At 67.4% G+C, this 506-nt stretch carries 1 protein-coding gene; it reads left to right on the top strand.

Annotation, left to right across the window (positions count from 1 at the left end):
- On the top strand, nucleotides 1-506 hold a 506-nt coding region (locus MKK84_RS31840), incomplete at both ends, for a carbohydrate-binding domain-containing protein (RefSeq protein ID WP_279599831.1).

Genomic DNA, 506 nt, shown 5'->3' with positions numbered 1-506 from the left:
GCACAACGTCGAGGTCCGCTTCCTCAACGACGCGTATGACGGCAGCTTCAACTTCAGCGAAGGCCACGACAAGAACCTGTACGTCAGCTCGATCACGCTGGACGGCAACAAGTTCGGGGCCACGGACGCGAACCCGGCCGTTCAGCTGTCGAACGGCGGCATCAACTTCACGACCGCCCCGGTACAGACGCCCACCACGGGTGGCACCGGCGGCACCGGCGGGAGCACCGGCGGTACGGGTGGCAGCACCGGCGGTACGGGCGGCAGCACCGGTGGCACGGGCACGGGCAACACGGGCACGGGCGACAACACGCTGGTGGTGCGCGTTTCGGGCGACCACTACCAGGGCGACCCGCAGTTCCAGGTCTATGTCGATGGCAAGGCCGTGGGCAATCCGCAGTCCGTCACGGCCGTACACACGCAGGGCCAGTGGCAGGACATCACCCTGAAGGGCGACTTCAGCCCGGCCAGCGCGCACGACGTCGAAGTTCGCTTCCTCAACGACG

Origin of the sequence: Methylobacterium sp. E-065 (assembly GCF_022829605.1) — a bacterium.
Classification (GTDB): Bacteria; Pseudomonadota; Alphaproteobacteria; order Rhizobiales; family Beijerinckiaceae; genus Methylobacterium.
Note: the sequence above shows the minus strand (reverse complement) of the source record. Positions and strands in the feature narration are given on the sequence as shown.